This is a genomic window from Streptomyces sp. NPDC007896, assembly GCF_042959425.1.
GTDB lineage: Bacteria > Actinomycetota > Actinomycetes > Streptomycetales > Streptomycetaceae > Streptomyces.
Window position 1 is genome coordinate 52,567 of the sequence record NZ_JBIBKX010000022.1, and the last position, 16,764, is coordinate 69,330.

Here is a 16,764-nt window from a genome sequence, read left to right on the forward strand (position 1 = left end):
AGGAGCCCCCGTGACGCAGCAGGTCCCGTCGACCGAGCCGGAGCTGGCCGGAGTGCGCAACTTCCGAGACGTGGGCGGCCTGCCCACCGTGGACGGCCGGCGGGTGCGCTACGGACGGCTGTTCCGCAGTGGTCATCTCGCGCACGCCACGGAGGAGGACGCCACCTTCCTCTCCTCCCTCGGGCTGCACACGATCTTCGACTTCCGCAATGCCGCGGACCAGCAGCTGGAGGGGCCGGACGTCGAGCTGCCGGGTGTACGGAACGTGAACCTTCCGCTCACCGACCCTGCCGACGGCAGCGAGTTCTGGAAGATGGTCCGCGACGGCGACGTGGAACAGCTGCGCGGGCACCTCGGCGACGGCAAGGCGGCCAACCGGATGATCGGTTCCTACCGCACGATAGTCAAGGAGCGCACGGCCGAGCACTCGCACGTGCTGCACGCGCTGGCCGAGGACAGCGTGCCCGCGCTGATGCACTGCGCGGCGGGCAAGGACCGCGCGGGCCTCTCCATAGCCGTGACACTCCTCGCCCTCGACGTCGAACGCGACGCGATCGTGGCCGACTACCTGGAGTCGAACGCGACGCACCGTCGCTACAAGGTGCGCCGAAACGGCTCCTCGGAAACGGCCCGCTCCCCCGAGGTCATGGAGCTGCTCAGCCCTCTGTTCGACGCCCGCGCCGAGTATCTGACCGCGGCCTTCGAGACGATCGAGGAGACCTGGGGCAGCATCGACGCCTACCTGGAGCGGGGGCTGGGGGTCACGCCCGAGCAGCGGGAGCGGCTGCGCGAGCGCCTGCTCGACTGAACCCCGAGGGACTGAACCCCGAGGGACTGAGCCCTGGGCTACTGGTTCTGCCCGCCCAGCTCGAACAGCAGATAGATGAAGGCCGCGAAGAGGTGGCCGACGGCGATGTAGATGATGAGGCGTACCCACAGGGCGCGGGGGAACTTCTCGACCATGCGCCGCCGAGTGACGGGGGTGGCGGACTCCGTGGGCTCCGTGGGTTGCGTGTATTCCGTGGATTCCGTCATGACAGCTCTCCCATGGTCGGGTGTCCTGCCGCCGGGCCGAGGCACAGCGCGGCGGTGGGGCTCTGCAGCAGGGTGTGTACGAAGAGGAGTTCGGCCCCCGACTGATCGGCGGCCGCGATGCGGTGCGGGGTCAGGGAGTCGAAGTGCGCGCTGTCCCCGGGCGCGAGCACCTGGGCGGTGTCCCCGAGGCGCAGCCGCAGCCGCCCCTGGAGGACGTAGAGCCACTCCTCGCCGGGGTGGACGCGCACGATGTCGCCCTGCGAGCCGTAGGGGACATGTACCCGCAGGGCCTGCATTCCTCGGCCCGGGGCACCGGCCTGCCAGTAGGTCCAGCCGCCCGCCTTCGTCGGCTCCATGTCGGCGGCCCGGACGATCGCGTCCCGTTCGGCGACCGTCTCGCCCAGCAGTTCCGAGACCGTCGTACCGTAGATACGAGCGAGTGCGAGCAGCATCGGCAGCGAGGGCTGGCGCTGCCCGGTCTCCAGTCGGGAGAGGTGGGCTGCCGAAAGGCCGGCGGCGCCGGCCGCGGCCTCCAGGGTCAGCGAGGCCCGGCGACGCAGCGCACGCAGGTGCGGTGCGACGGCGGGCAGCGCCTCGGCTGCTGCGGACTGCGGCGGTGTGGCGGCCGCCCCCGACTCGACAGGGCTCATGTCCTCTATTGAGCCGCACCCTTGCCTCTCGGGCAAATTTCTTGCCTCAGAGGCAAAATCATTCGTCCCGGTGAAGGCGGGCCCATGGTGCGAGCCCGCCCCACCCCCTTCGTGCCGCAGGGCTAGCGGTTGGCGACCGCCTGCTTGACCAGGGTCTTTCCGAAGTCCCACATCAGACCGCCGCCGCTGTGCGCGTCGTCCATCACGGCGGTGAAGGCCTCCACGAACCGGTCCACGTCCCGTTCGCCGATGATCAGCGGCGGGATCAGCTTGATCACCTCCAGGTGGTCGCCGGAGACCTGGGTGAGGATGCGGTGCCGCTGGAGCAGCGGGACGACGACCATCTGCGCGAACAGGCCCTTGCGCGCGGCCTGCAGCATGGTCCAACGACTGCGCAGCTTGAGCGACTTGGGCCGGCCGAACTCGATGCCGATCATCAGGCCCCGGCCGCGTACATCGCTCAGCAGCTCGTACTTGTCGATGAGCGCCGCGAGCCGGGACTTGAGCTGTTCTCCCGTGGCCCGGGCGTTCGCGACGATCTGTTCGTTCTCCATCACGGAGAGCACGGCGAGGCCCGCCGCCATGGCCTGAGCGTTCGAGCCGAAGCTCGCCGAGTGGACGAGGACCCGGTCCATGGACGAGTAGACCTTCTTGAAGATCCAGTCCTTGCCGAGCGTCGCGCCGACCGGCACATAGCCGCCGGACAGCGCCTTCGCGACGCACACCAGGTCCGGTTCGACGCCCTCCTCGTGCTGGTAGGCGTAGAAGTCCCCGGTCCGCCCGAGCCCCGTCTGCACCTCGTCCGCGATGAGCAGCGCCTTGTGCCGGTGCAGCAGTTCCTGCGCGGCGCGCAGATACCCGGGCGGGGCCTCGTGCACACCCTTGCCCTGGATGGGCTCGACGATCAGCCCGGCGACATCGCCCTTCTTCAGCTCCCGGGCCAGAGCGTCCAGGTCACCGAGTGGAACGGCGGTGTCGGGCAGCAGCGGGGCGAAGCCGTCGCGGAAGCCGTCCTCGCCGTTGACGGACAGCGAGCCGGTGGTCAGCCCGTGGAAGGCGTGGGAGCAGTAGAGGATCCTCGGCCTCCCGGTGGCGTACCGGGCGAACTTGAGCGCGGTCTCCACCGCCTCCGTACCGCTGTTGCCGAAGAACACCCGGTCCAGGTGGGGACTGTGGGCGAGCAGCCTCTCGGCGAGGAGCCCGGGCAGCGGCTGGCAGTCGAAGCGGGTGAGGTCGGCGAGCGAGGCGTCCAGGACGTCGTGCAGCGCCTTGCGTACGACGGGGTGGTGGCGGCCCAGGCCCATCACCCCGAACCCGGCGAGCATGTCCAGGTAGTCGTTGCCGTCGGCGTCCCAGAAGTGCGCGCCCTCGGCCCGCTCGTACACCTTGTCGAAGCCGATGGTGTGCAGCATGCGCGGGAGCTGGTGGTTCAGGTACTTGGTGTGCAGCTCGTAGCGCTCGGCTCCGCGCTCGGCGAGGAGCGCGCCGAGGTCGAACTCCCCCTTTTCCGCAGGGTCGGTCATTCCTGTTTCTCCTTGGACAACTCTTCCTCGGACGGCGCGTCCTTCGACAGCGCGTCCTTGACGGCCAGACCGGCGCTGATCCGCCCGGCGATCTCGACGGGCGTGAGACCTATGTCGGCCAGCACCTCCCCGCGCTTGGCGTGCGCGAGGAACTGCTCCGGGATGCCGAAGCGCCGTACGGGCACGTCGACCTCGGCGTCCCCGAGCGCCAGCGCGACCGCGGCGCCGACGCCGGCCGCCCGGCTGTTGTCCTCGACGACCGCGACGAGCCGGTGCTCGGCGGCGAGGCCGGGCAGCGCCGGGTCGACGGGCTTGACCCAGCGCGGGTCGACGACCGTGCACCCGACGCCACGGGCCTCCAGCAGGTCGGCCACCTGGAGGCAGACCGGTGCCATCACGCCGACGGCGACCAGGAGGACCTGCGGGGTGTCTTCGGAGCGGTGCAGGACGTCGAGTCCGCCCAGGTGGTCGACCGCCGGGATCGCGGGGCCCACCGACTCCTTCGGGAAGCGGATCAACGTCGGCGCGTCGTCGACGGCGACCGCCTCCCGCAGCTGCGCCCGCAGCTGGTCGGCGTCGCGCGGCGCGGCGATCCTCAGGCCCGGCACGACCTGGAGGATCGACATGTCCCACATGCCGTTGTGCGAGGCCCCGTCGACGCCGGTGACCCCCGCCCGGTCCAGCACGAAGGTCACTCCGCAGCGGTGCAGCGCGACGTCCATGAGGAGCTGGTCGAAGGCCCGGTTGAGGAAGGTCGCGTAGACGGCGACGACCGGGTGGAGACCGCCGGTGGCGAGCCCGGCCGCCGAGACCGTGGCGTGCTGTTCGGCGATCCCTACGTCCCACACCCGGTCGGGGAACCGCTCGGCGAACTTCCCGAGCCCCACCGGGTGCAGCATGGCCGCCGTGATCGCCACGACGTCGTCCCGCTCCTCGCCGATCCGCAGGATCTCGTCCCCGAACACCGAGGTCCAGGACGGGCCGCCCGAGGGCGCGAGCGGCTCGCACGTCAGCGGGTCCATCACACCGACCGTGTGGAAGTGGTCCTCCTCGTGCGCGAGCGCGGGCTCGTAACCGCGCCCCTTCTCGGTCAGGCAGTGCACCAGCACCGGCCCGTGGAAACGTTTCGCGCGGCGCAGCGCGGACTCCACGGCCCCGACGTCGTGCCCGTCGATCGGCCCGACGTACTTGAGCCCCAGGTCCTCGAACATGCCCTGCGGCGCGAAGGCGTCCTTGAACCCCTTCTTCGCGCCGTGCAGCGACTCGTAGAGGGTGTGTCCGACGACGGGGGTGCGCAGCAGTACGTCCTTGCCCCAGGCGAGGACCTTCTCATAACTGTCGGTCGTCCGCAGGGTCGCGAGGTGGTTGGCCAGGCCACCTATGGTCGGCGCGTACGAGCGTTCGTTGTCGTTGACGACGATGATCAGCGGGCGGTCCTTGGCCGCGGCGATGTTGTTCAGCGCCTCCCACGCCATGCCGCCGGTCAGCGCGCCGTCGCCGATGACCGCGACGACATGGCCCTTCTCGCCCTGCACCTGGCGGGCCTTGGCGAGCCCGTCCGCCCAGCCGAGCGCCGTGGAGGCGTGGCTGTTCTCGATGATGTCGTGCTCGGACTCCTCACGCGAGGGATAGCCGGACAGGCCACCCTTTCCGCGCAGCTTGGAGAAGTCCTGGCGTCCCGTCAGCAGCTTGTGTACGTAGCTCTGGTGGCCGGTGTCCCACAGGATGCGGTCGACGGGTGACTCGAAGACCCGGTGGAGCGCGATGGACAGTTCCACCACCCCCAGATTGGGTCCGAGGTGACCGCCGGTCCTGGCGACCGCGTGCACCAGGAACTCCCTGATCTCGTCCGCCAGTTCACCGACGTCCGCCTCGGACAGCGCCTTCAGGTCGCGTGGTCCCCGGATGCTCTCCAGAATCGTCACGCTCGGGCCCCCTCTCGGTCCGTGCTGATCAGCTCACGGTGACGGCGGGTTCGCCGGAGGCGACGCCGTCCTTCTCCATCTGCTCGGCGATCTTCATCGCTTCCTCGATGAGGGTCTCGACGATCTTCGACTCGGGCACGGTCTTGATGACCTCGCCCTTGACGAAGATCTGCCCCTTGCCGTTGCCGGAGGCGACCCCCAGGTCCGCCTCCCGCGCCTCGCCGGGGCCGTTGACGACGCAGCCCATGACCGCGACGCGCAACGGGACCTCCATCCCCTCCAGACCGGCCGTGACCTCGTCGGCCAGCTTGTAGACGTCGACCTGGGCGCGTCCGCAGGACGGACACGAGACGATCTCCAGGCGGCGCTGCTTCAGGTTCAGCGACTCCAGGATCTGCAGGCCGACCTTGACCTCCTCTGCGGGCGGGGCGCTCAGGGAGACCCGGATGGTGTCCCCGATGCCCTCGCTGAGCAGTGCCCCGAAGGCGACGGCGGACTTGATCGTGCCCTGGAACGCAGGACCGGCCTCCGTCACACCGAGGTGCAGCGGGTAGTCGCACTGGGCGGCGAGCTGCCGGTAGGCGTTGACCATCACCACCGGGTCGTTGTGCTTCACCGAGATCTTGATGTCCCGGAACCCGTGCTCCTCGAAGAGGGACGCCTCCCACAACGCCGACTCGACCAGTGCCTCGGGGGTCGCCTTGCCGTACTTCTGCAGCAGCCGCCGGTCGAGCGACCCGGCGTTGACCCCGATCCGGATCGGGGTCCCGGCGTCAGAGGCGGCCCGCGCGATCTCGCGGACCTTGTCGTCGAACTGCTTGATGTTGCCCGGGTTCACCCGCACCGCCGCACAGCCCGCGTCGATGGCCGCGAACACGTACTTGGGCTGGAAGTGGATGTCCGCGATCACCGGGATCTGGGACTTGCGGGCGATGGTCGCGAGGGCGTCCGCGTCGTCCTGCGTGGGGCAGGCGACGCGCACGATCTGGCAGCCGGACGCGGTGAGTTCCGCGATCTGCTGCAGGGTGGCACCGATGTCCGACGTACGCGTCGTCGTCATCGACTGCACCGAAACGGGTGCTCCGCCCCCGACCGCCACCGCTCCGACCTGGATCCGCCGCGACACACGGCGTTCGGCGATCGGTCGGACCGGCACCTCGGGGAGGCCCAAGGAAACGGCGGTCATGTCGTCACCCGCGGCTTTCCGTGAAGGTCTCGCGGGCGGCGCGCAGCGACTCCTTGAGGGAGCCCATCGTGGCGAGGACGGCCGTCGGCTCGTAGCCGCAGTGCGCCATGCAGTTCGCGCACCGCTCGTCCTTGCCGCGCCCGTAGGAGTCCCAGTCGGTCTCCTCCAGGAGCTGCTTGTACGTCTGCACGTACCCGTCGCTCATCAGGTAGCAGGGCCGCTGCCAGCCGAAGAGCGAGTAGCTGGGGATCGCCCACGCGGTGCACGGGAAGTCGACCTTGCCTTCCAGGAAGTCCAGGAAGAGCGGGCTCTGGTTGAGCCGCCAGCGGCGGCGGTTGCCGCCCGAGAAGGCCTTCTTGAACAGCTCCCGGGTCTGCTGGACGCCGAGGAAGTGCTCCTGGTCGGGTGCCTTCTCGTAGGCGTAGGCGGGCGAGAGCATCATCTCGTCCACCTTCAGGTCGTCATTGAGGAAGTTGAGGACCTCGATGACGGTCTGCGGGGTGTCGGTGTTGAAGAAGGTCGAGTTGGTGGTGACCCGGAAGCCGCGCCGCTTGGCCTCCTTGATGGCCGCGACCGCCTCGTCGAAGGTGCCTTCCTTGGCCACCGACTCGTCGTGCCGCTCGCGCAGCCCGTCGATGTGCACGGCCCAGGCGAAATACGGCGAGGGCTTGAACTTGTCCATCTTCTTGCGCATCAACAGCGCGTTCGTGCACAGGAAGACGAATTTCTTCTTGGCCACCAACTGCCGTACGATCTCGTCGATCTGCGGGTGCATCAGCGGCTCGCCGCCGGCGATGGACACCATCGGCGCGCCGGATTCGAGGACCGCACCCACGGCCTGGGCAACGGGCATGCGCTGCTTGAGCACCCCCGCCGGGTGCTGGATCTTGCCGCAGCCCTCGCATTTGAGGTTGCAGGCGAAGAGGGGTTCCAACTCGACCAGCAGCGCGAACTTGTCCCGCTTCCTGAGCTTCTGTTCAAACAGGTACGCAGCGACCTTCATGGACTGCCGAAGCGGCATGGCCATCTGGCTCACCTCCGGGGGAGCAACAAAGAACGGTGCCATTCAAAGAAAGCGGGAAGGACGGCACGAAGAACACGGAAAGCTGATATTCCACCGCGTACTGTGCCGATTCGGACGAGTTCATGTTCTGGAGCGTCCACGACCACCCGTACGGCCGCAACCGGGCGCACGCCCGCACGTACGGCACTGTGGAGCGTGGCCGCGGATTCCATGTCGACCGCGATCGCGCCGGTCGCGAGCAGTTCCGACCGCTCGTGACCTCGGACGACGTGATCGGAGCCGGTGAGTGGCCCGGTGTGGACGGTGCGCCCGGGCACGGTGCGCACGAGTTCCTTGACGAGCAGTTCCGTGCCCACGCACGGGGTGCTGCCGCGTGGGTCCCGGGTCTCCTCGGCGACCACCAGGTCACCGGGGTGCATGCCCGGGGCGAGCCCCGCGCAGAAGCCCGTGGCCAGGACGGCGGCCTCACTCAGAGCCGGGTCGGCCAGGACCCGGGTGAGCGAGCGCTCGGCTGCCTTGGGACCCATGCCGGTGCGCAGCACGGTGACGGGCCCGTCGGCCCCGGTACGGTCGCCACTGCGCAGGGCGAGGTGCTCGATGCCGAGCGCGCAGGCGATCAGCAGCGGGGCCGGATCGGGCTTCGTGCTCATCAACCCCCCTTGACCTCGGCGAAGGACTCGCCGTGAACAAAGCTCGGTTCGCCGTGGACATAGCGGCCGAGCGCGGTGAGCGGGAAGACCTGCCGGTAGAGGTGGTAGTTGATCGAGAAGTCCCACGGGAACCCGGTGCCGGTGAAGTACGGCTCGTCCCAGGAGCCGTCCGCCAGCTGGGTCTCCGCGAGCCAGGCGACCCCGCGTTCCACCGCCTTGGCGTCCCGCTCCCCCGCGGCCAGCAGGGCGAGCAGCGCCCAGCCGGTCTGGGAGGCGGTCGAGGCGCCGCGTCCGCTCCACTCGGCGACCTCGTGGTAGGAGCGCAGGTCCTCGCCCCAGCCGCCGTCGTCGTTCTGGACGGTTTCCAGCCAGGCGACGGCCCGGCGGATCGCCGGATGCGAGGCGGGCAGTCCGGCGGCCACGAGCGCCGGGAGCACCGACCCCGTTCCGTACACGTAGTTGACGCCCCAGCGGCCGAACCACGAGCCGTCCGGCTCCTGGTGGGCGAGCAGCCACTCGATGCCCCGACGGGTGCGCGGGTCGTGCGAGAGCCCCTCGACCGCGAGCATCTCCACCACATGGGCGGTGACGTCGGCGGACGGCGGGTCGATGACCTCCCCGAAGTCGCAGAACGGGAGCCGGTTGGGGAAGGCGCTGGTGTTGTCGACGTCGAAGGCGCCCCAGCCGCCGTCCTTGGACTGCATACCGAGGTTCCAGCGCACCCCGCGCCCGATGGCGTGCTCGACGCGCTCCGGGTCGTGGTGGCGGACGCGGCGCAGCGCGAGGGCGACCTCGGCGGTGTCGTCGATGTCGGGGTAGTTGTCGTTGTGGAACTCGAAGGCCCAACCCCCGGGCGGAAGGTGGGGGCGCTTCACCGCCCAGTCCCCGGGCCGCACGATCTCCTCACCCAGCATCCAGTCCGCGGCCTTCACCAGCTGCGGATGGTCGGCGGGCAGGCCCGCGTCGGCGAGCGCGATGGTGGCGAGGCAGGTGTCCCAGACCGGGGACTGACAGGCCTCGATCATCCGGGCCCCGTCCTCGCGCCAGACGGCGAACCGGTCCAGCGACGCCAACCCCTCACGCATCACGGGGTGTTGGAGGTCGTAGCCGAGCAGGTGCAGCGCGATGACCGAGTACACCGCGGGTGGCTGGATGCCGCCCCAGCAGCCGTCGTTCTCCTGCCGTTCGATGATCCAGCGCGCCGCCGTGTTCATCGCGGCCCGGCGCAGCCGACGTGGGACGACCTTGCGGTACTGGTGCAGGGCCTTGTCGAGACGCTGGAAGACCCCGTCCCAACTCGCCACGGGGGCGAGGGGTTTGACCGGGTTGGGGTCGCGGGCGTCGGTGTGCAGCTCGTCGAGCGGGAACGGCGCGGGTCGCACCGGGCGCTTCGCCGAGACGATGGTCAGCGGCACGATCGTCTGCCGCGCCCAGCAGCCGAAGTCGTAGATGTTGAGCGGCATCCACTTCGGGAAGTAGATGAGTTCCGGCGGGAGTTCGGGCAGGTCGTCCCACTTCCACCAGCCGAACAGGGCGAGCCAGATCCGGGTGAAGACGCGGGCCGAGGCGATGCCGCCCCGCTCGCGGACCCAGGCGGCCGCCCTCGCCATGTGCGGCTCGTCCGGGCCGTCCCCGGCCAGCCGCAGGGCGACGTACGCCTCGATGGTGGCGGAGAGTTCGCCTGGGCCACCGTAGAAGGTGGCCCAGGTGCCGTCCTCGCGCTGCTCGCCGCGGATGAACAGTCCGGCGGCGCGTGTGGTCGTCTCGTCGCGGATTCCCAGGAACTGACGGAGGAGCAGGTCCTCGGCGTCCATCGTGACGTTCGTCTCGAGGTCGCCCTTCCACCAGCCCTCCGCGTCCTGCCGTGAGAGCAGGAAATCGGTGGCGCGCTGTATGGCGTGCGTGGCGACGTCTCGGGTCTCGACTGTCCCGGCCGCCGCGGGAGTCGTCTCTGGGTGGATTTCGCTGGCCGCGGCAGCGCGGGGCGGCAGTGCCCCGGTGCTTCCGTCGGTCGTCGCTGTCATGGCTTCCCCTTCGTGCAGTGGTACGTCTCTGCTGGGTCCGCCGTCGGCCGGTGCGCCTGTCTCATGGGGGTCCCACCCTGCTCGAACGGAGTTGAGAGCTTGGGAGAGGCACCGGCCGGCGACTACGCGAGGTTTATTCGACCGATAGTGATCATCTCTTCCGTACGACGACGAAGTCGGCGAGCGCCACGAGCTGGGCCCGCACCTGGTCGGGCATCTCCACGGCGTCCAGGGCTCCGATGGCGATGGTGTGCTGGCGGCGCGCCTCCTGGGCGGTCCACTCGCGGCCGCCCGCCTCCTCGATGAGCGCGGCGCGCACGGCGAACTCCTCTTCGGAGAAGTTCTCGAAGTCGCTGGCCTTGGCGTCCTCGGCGAGCAGTTCACCGAGCCGCTCGGAGGCGGGCCCGCCCGCCGCGAGCGCGGCCACGACCGGCAGGGACTTCTTGCGCTGGCGCAGATCGCTCCAGGTCTGCTTGCCAGTGGCCTCCGGGTCGCCCCAGATGCCGAGGAGGTCGTCGACGGCCTGGAAGGCCAGGCCGAGGTGGTAACCGTACTTCTCCAGCGTGTCCGCGGTACGGTCGTCCGCGCCGCCGAGGACCGCGCCGATGGAGCAGGCGCAGGCGAGCAGGGCGCCCGTCTTGTTGCCCTCCATCTCCAGGCACTCCTCGACGCTGACGCGGTCGCGGTGCTCGTAGGAGATGTCCTGCGCCTGACCGTCGATGAGGGCGCGGGTCGCGCTGGTCAGCCGGCGGGTGGCACGCCCGGCCTCGACGGTGCCGAGTTCGAGGAGGATCTCGTTGGCCAGCGCGAACAGGGCGTCGCCGACGAGGATCGCCTGGGCGGGGCCGTGCACCTTCCAGACGGTGTCGCGGTGGCGGCGCTGTTCGTCGCCGTCCATCAGGTCGTCGTGCAGCAGCGAGAAGTTGTGCACCAGCTCGACCGCGACCGCGCCGGGCACGCCGACCTCGGGGGCGGCACCGGCGGCCTGCGCGGAGAGCACGGCCAGCGCGGGGCGCACGGCCTTGCCGCCGTCGCCGTCCGCGGGGTTGCCCTGGGCGTCGATCCAGCCGAAGTGGTAGGCGGCGACGGTGTCCATGGGCGACGCCAGGCGGTCGACGGCCGCCTTCAGCACCGGTGTGGCCAGGGTCCGGCCGCGCTCCAGGAGCGCGGTCACGTCCACCGCGTCGGCAGCCTTGTCGGCCGGGGGCACAGTGGGCACAGTCTCTCCTCTTGTTGCGGTACCGGGGGTGCGGGGGTCTGCCGCGCGCTCGTCGAGCATCAGGCCGCCTCCTCGAACGCGAGGAGGTGGTCGCGGGGCCGGCCCAGGGCGCCCAGTGCGGCTCGCGCCGCACCGACACCGCTGCGGACCGCACTCTCCATGGTCGCGGGCCACCCGGTGGCGGTCCACGCGCCGGCCAGATACAGGCCGGGGGCTCTGGTGCGGACGCCGGGCCGCAGCCGCCCGACGCCTGGGGTGGGGGCGAACGTCGCGGTGCGCTCCCTGGTCACGAAGAAGTCCTTCACCTCCGCGCCGCGCGCGGCGGGCAGCAGCCGCTCCAGCTCCGGCAGATAGCGCTCGCGCAGGACGGCGACGGGTTCGTCGATCTCGTCCTGGGCGGCCGACTGCGACAGGGCGAGGTACTGCCCTTCCCGCAGTCCGGACGCGTCGGTGCGGTCGAAGACCCACTGCACCGGGGAGCCGAGGGCGGCGAAGAACGGTCGCGCGAGCACCTTCCGGTCGTAGACGACATGGACGTTGAGGATCGGCGCGGTGCCGATCTCCAGCAGCCGTTCGGGGGCGTCGAGCGCTCCCTCGGGCAGCAGATCGTGGGCCTCGCGCTGGGGTACGGCGAGGACGACGGTGTCGGCGTCGAGCCTCTCGCCGGGAACCTGAACGCTCCAACGCCCGTTCTCGTTAAGGGAGATGGAGGTGACGCGTGTACGGACTTCGGTACGCACGCCCGCGGAGTCGAGCGCCTTGCGGGCCAGAGTGTCGTGCAGTTCGCCCAGCGGGACGCGGGCCCAGCCGATGTCGGCCGCGCCCGGGTCGGACAGCAGACCGGTCTTGAACACCATCGCGGCGAGCCCGAGCGAGGAGTCGCCGGCCACCGCGTTGAGGGTGGCGACCCCCACCAGGTCCCACAGTGCCTCGACGGCACGCTCCGACTGACCGTGTTCGGCGAGCCATTGGCCGAAGTTCTGGTCGTCGAGGGCCGGATCGTCGAGATCGAGCGCTTTGAGCGCCAGTGCGGCACGGCCGACCTTGGCGCGCTCGGCGAGCGACAGATGCTGATACGTCGCCAGGCTGCGCGCGAGATGCAGAGGTACGGGCAGCGCGCTGCGGCTGATTCTGCCGAGCCGCCGCCCGGGTTTCGCCTCCGCGTCGAGAACGGGCACGTCGAGACGATCCTGCAGGGGCGCGAGCGAGGCCCCGTCGATGCGGTCGAGGAACCAGCGGTAGGCGGTGCAGCAGCGCAGATACACGTGCTGTCCGTTGTCCACGGTGAGTTCGCCGCGCTGGAAGGAGAAGGCGAGCCCGCCGAGCCGCGGCCGGCCTTCGAGCAGGGTGACACGCACCCCGGCGTCGGCCAGCGCGAGCGCGGCGGTGATTCCCGCCAGCCCGCCGCCGACCACCACGGCGGCAGCCCCTTCCGGGCGGCCCGAAGTCCCCGTGGGCTGCGTGTCCTCGCTCATCGTGCACCCTCCCCAGCGGCCGTGCCGCGGTGATTGAACGGTGCACGGCAGGCCATCGCAGTCAGGGACGCCACCCGGTGCCGGAGGGTTGCGTGCCGCTTTTCGCCGATGGAATCACCTTGGCCCATATTGTCCATCAGGTACGCCTCCTGACGGTACGCCTCGAGACATGCCGGGCGTCCAGACCGGAGAGGCCGCGCACGGCGACGTACGCCTTCTCGCGCCCCGGCAGCGAGACACGGCCGCGCAGCACGGCCTCCGGCTCGCGCTCGATGCGGTCGAGGAGCCGCCGGTAGATGCCGGCCATGGCCGCGACACAGGCGCCGCTGCGCCGGTCGAGCATGGGCAGCAGCCGGTAGCCCTCGGCGAAAAGGGTGCGGGCCCGTCGCACCTCGAAGTGGACGAGGCCCGCGAAGTCGGAGCCCTCGGGCGGGGTCGGGCCGTTGAACCCGGCCGAGCAGCCGAACTTCGCGAGGTCGTCGGCGGGCAGATAGGTGCGCCCGCTCGCGGCGTCCTCCCGTACGTCCCGCAGGATGTTGGTGAGCTGGAGCGCGAGCCCGAGCGTGTCCGCGTACTCCGGCGCGCGCTCGGCGCCACGCGCCCCCGGTTCCGTACCGAACACGCCGAGCGAGAGCCGCCCGATCGCCCCGGCCACGCACCGGCAGTACACCTTCAGGTCGTCCCAGGTCTCGTACGTCTCACCGCGTACGTCCATCAGGACGCCGTCGATGAGTTCGTCGAGGCCGCCCAGCGGCACCGGGAAGTACGCGGCGGTGTGGCTGAGGGCGACCGCGACCGGGTCGGTGTCGTCCTCGTCGACCCGGCCTTCGCGGACCCGGGCGAGCAGCGCCCGGGTGTCCTCGAGCCGCGCCGCCTTCACATCCGGTGCCAGCGCGCCGTCGCCGATGTCGTCGACACGCCGTGAGAACGCGTAGAGCGCCGACATCGCACGACGCTTGGGCGTCGGCAGAAGTCTGATGCCATAGGCGAAATTACGAGCCTGCTGACCGGTCACTGCCTCGCAGTAGCTGTATGCGGCGAGTACCGGTGCGGACACGTGTTGTTCCGACTCCACGGTCCGGATCACCCCTCTCCTCGCAGAGTCACTCCCACCTCGCGCAGCAACTGGAGCTTGCCGGGCTTGGGCGGGCCGGGAAGTACGTCGTATTCAGCGGCGGTGATCGCACGGATCGCCGCCCTTCCCCCTGCCACGAACCCCGCGAGCAGCAGCTTCAACCTGCCGTGGACGCTACCCACGAGGGGGGTGCCTTCATTCAGGAGGTGGAGCGCGCGTTCTGCTTCGTATGCAACCAGTGCGCGCACCGATGCGCCTGCTGTGGCCATGGCGAGATCCGCCTCCTGGACATGGAAGCGCTTCATGTCCTCGGCCGGCAGGTAGATGCGGTCGCGGCCGAGGTCCTCGGCGACGTCCTGGAGGTGCTCGACGATCTGCAGCGCCGTGCACACCGCGTCCGAGCGGCGAATCCGCTCGGGCGTGGAGGTGCCGGTGACGGACAGCACCAGGCGGCCGACGGGGTTGGCGGACAGCTCGCAGTAGGCCACGAGGTCGTCATAGGTCTCGTACCGCTTGATCAGCTGGTCCTGGCGGTTGGCCGCGATCAGCCCGAGGAAGGGTTCGGGGGTGAGGTCCGCGCGGCGGACCGTGGGCTGCAGGCGGCGCAGCAGCGGGTGGTGCGGCGTCGAGTCGAACACGCGGCGCAGGTCGGCCTCGAAGGCGTCCAGGAGTACGAGACGGTCCTCGGCCTCTTCGGGCGACACGCCGAGCAGCCTGGCGTCCGCGCCGCCCGGGGCGAGGTCGCCGTCACCGATGTCGTCGACGAGGCGGGCGAAGCCGTACACCGCCATCAGGTCGTCGCGCCAGGCCTGGGGCAGGAAGAAGGGGGCCACGGGGAAGTTCTCGCCCGCGGCCTTGTCGAGCGTTCCGCGCTCCGTCTCACCAGTGCGCGCCGTACCGGCTTGGGTCACCGCTCGCCGCCCGGCGCGGGGACGGCACACGCGTCGCGGAGCTGGAGAGTTTCCGTAGCCATTGCCGTCACATCTCCCGTTCTACACTGCCGACCCAAGGGTGCCCATATCGGACACGCCGCCCGGGACTCCGCGCGGCGCGCCGGTGCCGGGTGTTGCGCAGTATCGCCCCACTTGCCGCGATTCAGCACCGGTACAGCTTACGTTGTACAACGCAGCGAGGTTCGTCGGGGTGTCCTGCACATCACAACAACACACCGATTGGTGTCAAGATTCCTAAGGCCAGCAGGAGTTGGCGTTTCCTTTGCAGACGCAGAGCCCCGCCGAATCGTTGCGGCGGGGCCCTGGGTATTGCGGGCGTTGCGGGCTACTTGCCCGTGAACTTCTCGTACTCCTTGAGGACCTCTTCGGTCGGACCGTCCATCCGCAGCTCACCGCGCTCCAGCCAGAGCACGCGGTCGCAGGTGTCGCGGATCGACTTGTTGTTGTGGCTGACCAGAAACACCGTGCCCGCGCTCTTGCGCAGCTCACGGATGCGGGCCTCGGAGCGCCTCTGGAAGGAGCGGTCTCCGGTGGCGAGGGCCTCGTCGATCATGAGGACGTCGTGGTCCTTGGCGGCCGCGATGGAGAAGCGCAGCCGCGCCGCCATGCCGGAGGAGTAGGTGCGCATCGGCAGGGTGATGAAGTCGCCCTTCTCGTTGATGCCCGAGAAGTCGACGATCTCCTGGTAGCGCTCCCTGATCTGCTCGCGGGACATTCCCATGGCGAGCCCGCCCAATATGACGTTGCGTTCGCCCGTGAGGTCGTTCATCAGGGCCGCGTTCACGCCGAGCAGCGAGGGCTGGCCGTCGGTGTAGACCTTGCCCTTCTCGGCGGGCAGCAGACCGGCGATGGCGCGCAGGAGCGTGGACTTGCCGGAGCCGTTGGAGCCGATCAGGCCGATGGCCTCGCCGCGGTAGGCCATGAAGGAGACGCCCCTGACGGCGTGCACCTTGCGTACGCCCCGCTCCTCGCCGCGCTTGATGATGCGGCTGAGAGCGGCGGTGGCGCTGCCCTTGCCGGTCTTGGCGCCGTTCACGCGGTAGACGATGTGCAGTTCGTCCGCGATGACGGTCGGGATGTGGGATGTCTGCTCAGCCACGGCCGTACCTCTCTTCCGCCTTCCAGAAGTACACGAACCCGCCGGCGGCGACGACCACGGCCCAGAAGGTGGCGATGGCCCACACATGGGGCGGCAGGTGGGAGGCGCCGTAGCCGTCGATGAGGGCGAAGCGCATCAGGTCCATGTAGATCGCGGCCGGGTTCACCTGGAGCGCGCGGATGAACCACTCGGGCCGTCCGACGAGCATGTTGCTGATGGAGAACATGACGCCCGAGGTGTACATCCAGGTGCGCAGGATGAACGGCATCAGCTGGGCGAGGTCCGGCGTCTTGGCGCCCAGGCGCGCCACGATCAGCGCGAGGCCGGTGTTGAAGAGGAACTGCAGCACCAGCACCGGGACGATCAGCAGCCAGGACAGACCTGGCGCGCTGCCGAAACCGATCACCACGACGAACAGCACGATCATCGAGAACAGCAGCTGCTGGAGCTGCTGGAGCGCGAAGGAGATGGGCAGCGAGGCGCGCGGGAAGTGCAGCGCGCGCACCAGCCCCAGGTTGCCCGAGATCGCGCGGACGCCCGCCATGATCGAGCTCTGCGTGAAGGTGAAGACGAAGACACCGGTCACCAGGAACGGGATGTAGGTGTCGTGCGACATGCCCCGGCTGGCCTTGAGGATCACGCCGAAGATGAAGTAGTACACGGCCGCGTTCAGCAGCGGCGTCGCCACCTGCCACAGCTGGCCGAGCTTGGCCTGGCTGTACTGCGCGGTGAGTTTCGCCTGCGAGAAGGCAAGGATGAAGTGCCGCCGCCCCCACAGCTGACGCACGTACTCGACGAGTCCGGGCCGGGCGCCGCTGACCGCGAGCCCGTACTTGGCGGCCACGTCGGCCGCGGAGAGCCCGTCATCGGGGGACGGACGGTCGCTCACCGCGACAGTTCCGTCATGCGTTGTCTCACTCACAAAT

Annotated in this window: 16 protein-coding genes; 1 reads left to right on the plus strand and 15 read right to left on the minus strand. The window is 69.8% G+C overall.

Features of this window, described 5'->3' with window-relative positions; translation table 11 throughout:
* Nucleotides 1-10 precede the first annotated feature (10 nt).
* Complete coding sequence (locus ACFZDJ_RS46130; RefSeq protein WP_391068413.1) at nt 11-808, plus strand: tyrosine-protein phosphatase; 798 nt, start codon at nt 11-13, stop codon at nt 806-808.
* 38 nt (nt 809-846) lie between these two features.
* Here the strand turns inward: ACFZDJ_RS46130 and ACFZDJ_RS46135 are convergent, their stop codons facing one another.
* From ACFZDJ_RS46135 to ACFZDJ_RS46205, 15 genes are all read right to left on the minus strand, one after another.
* Nucleotides 847-963 (minus strand): DUF6126 family protein, encoded by a 117-nt coding sequence (locus ACFZDJ_RS46135; RefSeq protein WP_101403940.1) that lies wholly within the window; start codon nt 961-963, stop codon nt 847-849.
* A gap of 68 nt (nt 964-1,031) precedes the next feature.
* A complete protein-coding gene (locus ACFZDJ_RS46140) occupies nt 1,032-1,685 on the minus strand; it encodes a helix-turn-helix domain-containing protein (protein WP_390928854.1) in 654 nt (217 codons plus the stop codon).
* 122 nt (nt 1,686-1,807) lie between these two features.
* Entirely contained in the window at nt 1,808-3,208 is a 1,401-nt protein-coding gene (locus ACFZDJ_RS46145) for an aminotransferase class III-fold pyridoxal phosphate-dependent enzyme (protein ID WP_390928856.1), read from the minus strand.
* Entirely contained in the window at nt 3,205-5,133 is a 1,929-nt protein-coding gene (dxs, locus tag ACFZDJ_RS46150) for a 1-deoxy-D-xylulose-5-phosphate synthase (protein WP_384914892.1), read from the minus strand. The genes ACFZDJ_RS46145 and dxs overlap by 4 nt, the downstream gene beginning before the upstream one ends.
* 28 nt (nt 5,134-5,161) lie before the next feature.
* Nucleotides 5,162-6,319, minus strand: a complete 1,158-nt coding sequence (gene ispG, locus ACFZDJ_RS46155; RefSeq protein WP_054232726.1) for a flavodoxin-dependent (E)-4-hydroxy-3-methylbut-2-enyl-diphosphate synthase — start codon at nt 6,317-6,319, stop codon at nt 5,162-5,164.
* Nucleotides 6,320-6,323: 4 nt separating this feature from the next.
* A complete protein-coding gene (gene hpnH, locus ACFZDJ_RS46160) occupies nt 6,324-7,346 on the minus strand; it encodes an adenosyl-hopene transferase HpnH (RefSeq protein ID WP_099919495.1) in 1,023 nt (340 codons plus the stop codon).
* A gap of 5 nt (nt 7,347-7,351) precedes the next feature.
* Nucleotides 7,352-7,993: a 1-hydroxy-2-methyl-2-butenyl 4-diphosphate reductase gene (locus tag ACFZDJ_RS46165; protein ID WP_168513722.1), complete on the minus strand. Its 642-nt coding sequence runs from the start codon at nt 7,991-7,993 to the stop codon at nt 7,352-7,354.
* The gene (shc, locus tag ACFZDJ_RS46170) at nt 7,993-10,017 is read right to left on the minus strand and encodes a squalene--hopene cyclase (protein WP_384914896.1); all 2,025 of its coding nucleotides are present in this window, start codon (nt 10,015-10,017) and stop codon (nt 7,993-7,995) included. Before shc ends, ACFZDJ_RS46165 begins: the two co-directional genes overlap by 1 nt.
* A 151-nt stretch (nt 10,018-10,168) precedes the next feature.
* The gene (locus tag ACFZDJ_RS46175; protein WP_384914899.1) at nt 10,169-11,296 is read right to left on the minus strand and encodes a polyprenyl synthetase family protein; all 1,128 of its coding nucleotides are present in this window, start codon (nt 11,294-11,296) and stop codon (nt 10,169-10,171) included.
* On the minus strand, nt 11,296-12,711 hold the full coding sequence (gene hpnE, locus ACFZDJ_RS46180) for a hydroxysqualene dehydroxylase HpnE (protein ID WP_390928859.1): 1,416 nt from the start codon (nt 12,709-12,711) through the stop codon (nt 11,296-11,298). Before hpnE ends, ACFZDJ_RS46175 begins: the two co-directional genes overlap by 1 nt.
* Nucleotides 12,708-12,848: a DUF6380 family protein gene (locus ACFZDJ_RS46185; RefSeq protein ID WP_382119283.1), complete on the minus strand. Its 141-nt coding sequence runs from the start codon at nt 12,846-12,848 to the stop codon at nt 12,708-12,710. Before ACFZDJ_RS46185 ends, hpnE begins: the two co-directional genes overlap by 4 nt.
* On the minus strand, nt 12,848-13,798 hold the full coding sequence (gene hpnD, locus ACFZDJ_RS46190; RefSeq protein WP_168513716.1) for a presqualene diphosphate synthase HpnD: 951 nt from the start codon (nt 13,796-13,798) through the stop codon (nt 12,848-12,850). Before hpnD ends, ACFZDJ_RS46185 begins: the two co-directional genes overlap by 1 nt.
* Complete coding sequence (hpnC, locus tag ACFZDJ_RS46195; RefSeq protein WP_390928862.1) at nt 13,795-14,697, minus strand: squalene synthase HpnC; 903 nt, start codon at nt 14,695-14,697, stop codon at nt 13,795-13,797. Before hpnC ends, hpnD begins: the two co-directional genes overlap by 4 nt.
* Nucleotides 14,698-15,064: 367 nt before the next feature.
* Nucleotides 15,065-15,925, minus strand: coding sequence for an ATP-binding cassette domain-containing protein (locus ACFZDJ_RS46200; protein ID WP_390928864.1), 861 nt, complete (start codon nt 15,923-15,925; stop codon nt 15,065-15,067).
* Nucleotides 15,831-16,760 (minus strand): ABC transporter permease, encoded by a 930-nt coding sequence (locus ACFZDJ_RS46205; protein ID WP_384914910.1) that lies wholly within the window; start codon nt 16,758-16,760, stop codon nt 15,831-15,833. The genes ACFZDJ_RS46200 and ACFZDJ_RS46205 overlap by 95 nt, the downstream gene beginning before the upstream one ends.
* Between the last annotated feature and the right edge of the window lie 4 nt (nt 16,761-16,764).

Excerpts from the sequence above, each read along its gene's own strand:
- ACFZDJ_RS46135 (WP_101403940.1), bottom strand. The coding sequence starts at position 963 with ATGGTCGAGAAGTTCCCCCGCGCCCTGTGGGTACGCCTCATCATCTAC.
- ACFZDJ_RS46140 (WP_390928854.1), bottom strand. The coding sequence starts at position 1,685 with ATGAGCCCTGTCGAGTCGGGGGCGGCCGCCACACCGCCGCAGTCCGCA.
- ACFZDJ_RS46145 (WP_390928856.1), bottom strand. The coding sequence starts at position 3,208 with ATGACCGACCCTGCGGAAAAGGGGGAGTTCGACCTCGGCGCGCTCCTC.
- ispG (WP_054232726.1), bottom strand. The coding sequence starts at position 6,319 with ATGACCGCCGTTTCCTTGGGCCTCCCCGAGGTGCCGGTCCGACCGATC.
- hpnH (WP_099919495.1), bottom strand. The coding sequence starts at position 7,346 with ATGGCCATGCCGCTTCGGCAGTCCATGAAGGTCGCTGCGTACCTGTTT.
- ACFZDJ_RS46165 (WP_168513722.1), bottom strand. The coding sequence starts at position 7,993 with ATGAGCACGAAGCCCGATCCGGCCCCGCTGCTGATCGCCTGCGCGCTC.
- shc (WP_384914896.1), bottom strand. The coding sequence starts at position 10,017 with ATGACAGCGACGACCGACGGAAGCACCGGGGCACTGCCGCCCCGCGCT.
- ACFZDJ_RS46175 (WP_384914899.1), bottom strand. The coding sequence starts at position 11,296 with ATGCTCGACGAGCGCGCGGCAGACCCCCGCACCCCCGGTACCGCAACA.
- hpnE (WP_390928859.1), bottom strand. The coding sequence starts at position 12,711 with ATGAGCGAGGACACGCAGCCCACGGGGACTTCGGGCCGCCCGGAAGGG.
- ACFZDJ_RS46185 (WP_382119283.1), bottom strand. The coding sequence starts at position 12,848 with ATGGACAATATGGGCCAAGGTGATTCCATCGGCGAAAAGCGGCACGCA.
- ACFZDJ_RS46200 (WP_390928864.1), bottom strand. The coding sequence starts at position 15,925 with ATGTGTGGGCCATCGCCACCTTCTGGGCCGTGGTCGTCGCCGCCGGCG.